Origin of the sequence: Sulfurovum sp. bin170 (assembly GCF_010892395.1) — a bacterium.
In the GTDB taxonomy this organism is placed as follows: Bacteria; Campylobacterota; Campylobacteria; order Campylobacterales; family Sulfurovaceae; genus UBA1140.
In genome coordinates, this window is record NZ_JAACKB010000102.1 from 1 (window position 1) to 1742 (window position 1742).

4 protein-coding genes are annotated in these 1742 nt (G+C 37.6%); 1 reads left to right on the plus strand and 3 read right to left on the minus strand.

Going from position 1 to position 1742, the window contains the following annotated elements; all coding sequences use genetic code 11:
• Nucleotides 1-234: helix-turn-helix domain-containing protein (locus tag GSY74_RS02385; protein WP_164663517.1), on the plus strand; the 234-nt coding region annotated here is incomplete at its 5' end.
• On the opposite strand, the gene ccoS is transcribed toward GSY74_RS02385, so the two are convergent.
• From ccoS to GSY74_RS02400, 3 genes are all read right to left on the minus strand, one after another.
• Nucleotides 227-445 carry a cbb3-type cytochrome oxidase assembly protein CcoS gene (gene ccoS, locus GSY74_RS02390; protein WP_255494471.1) on the minus strand — a complete coding sequence of 73 codons (219 nt, stop codon included), beginning with the start codon at nucleotides 443-445 and terminating at the stop codon, nucleotides 227-229. The genes GSY74_RS02385 and ccoS overlap by 8 nt on opposite strands.
• A 112-nt stretch (nucleotides 446-557) precedes the next feature.
• On the minus strand, nucleotides 558-809 hold the full coding sequence (locus GSY74_RS02395; protein WP_164663519.1) for a hypothetical protein: 252 nt from the start codon (nucleotides 807-809) through the stop codon (nucleotides 558-560).
• A gap of 81 nt (nucleotides 810-890) precedes the next feature.
• Nucleotides 891-1742 (minus strand): hypothetical protein (locus tag GSY74_RS02400; RefSeq protein ID WP_164663520.1); only part of this gene is annotated, 852 nt, incomplete at its 5' end.

Below are 1742 nucleotides of genomic sequence, written 5' to 3' on the forward strand. Positions count from 1 at the left end.
AAACTATATAGAGATGGAGAGATAATCCAACTCACAAAACGAGAGATAGATTTCATCGAACTCCTGATAAACCAATCTGATAACTTCATAGATGACGATACCATCAAAAAGAGACTATGGAGTGAAAAGAGTGTATCAGATGATAGAGTTAGAACCTTTATCAGAAGATTAAGACAAAAAACTTCAAAAGAGCTAATCAAAAATGTCTCTGGTCAAGGATATACCCTTAACTAGTCTTCTTTGCTTTCTTCTCTTTTAGAGCCTTAACCTTCTTCTCTTTTTTCACAGCATCTCGCAAATCCTCCTCGCTATCAAATAGCAGTCCATCCATCGCCTTCTTGCTATCATCAAACTGACCACCTTTGACTGCCCAGATAAATATCCCCAGTAACGTAAAGCTTACTATAATTCCTACGGCTAGTTCTAGTATTAATATATTGTTCAAGTTTTGTCCTTTATCCTCATAATCGTAACATCTCCCTAATCCCATACTCAATCTTTTGCAACTCATCTCTATTAAGTGAAGTTATCTTATCACCTAAACAATATCACCTCTACTATAAACCATCATCCACACTCTCTTCCAACAGACTATTTGCATACATTGCACTATCTTTAATCTTCATAGCCGATTTAAGCAATTTTTGTTTATGAATATAATCAAAAAACTCTTGAGCCAAATCTGCCCCCAAGTAAATTCCCAATCGCTTATGTGCCTTTTTATCTTCCACTATAAAGCTATCAGTAGGAGCAATTCTTAGTAGAGATGGATTGCGTACAATATCCCTAGCACCATATATTGCTCTCATTGTCTATCCTTTGTCAAACTTATGTCATATATTATAGCAATATATCGTACCGATGTCAATTTTGATTTAGAGAACTAAAAATCACTTCCCAACCTCCCCCAAAAACCGACCCTCAACATCCCCACGCAACAGACTATCCACAAACAAAGGCACACGATAAATATACCCTCCATCATCCTCTTTTCTGATAATATACCCCAGTCGAAGCCGAACCAGTGATTTATCCAACTCATTACTGTTAATCTCTAGTCCATACCTCTTAATCAACCCCTGCAAATCACCATCATCAAATCTACCCTTGGCAATCGTCCCATAAAGCACCACTCTATCTATCCACTTCTCTTTGCTGTCGGTTGACATCTCGTTCCAATCATCAAAAAACTTCAACAGTTTCTCACCCTCCAGAGCTTTGGTAATATCCTCTTTGGTTATTATCTTTTGAGAAGCCCCAATATTTTCCACAAGATAATCACAGACTATCTGAATCAGATTGGCTCTCTGTCCTAGCCTAGTTATCATCCACTCTACACTTTTTTGACTATCATAGCTCAACCCCAAACTCTTCATTGGTTTTATGGCTAAATCAATACACGCCTCATACTCCAACTCTTCCAGTTCAAATATGGAAGCAAAATTTTTGATAGGCGATTGATAGTCAAAAAAGGTATATCGGTAGGTCTCCCAAAAACCAGCCAAGATAAATGAAGCGTTATTTTTCTCACTAAGGCTTCGCATAAACTTCAAGCTACTGTAGTTGTGTTCTTTCTCATACTTGACAAAATCATCAGCCTCATCTATCAAAAAGAGGTAGCGTTTGGAGCTTGTGTTGATAAACTTCGCAAACGCTTTATCACTAAGCTCCTCTTGGTCAAGTTCCAGTTTGATGTCCTCTATCAGATTTTCATTGGAAGCCAAGATATAATAACACGCCAC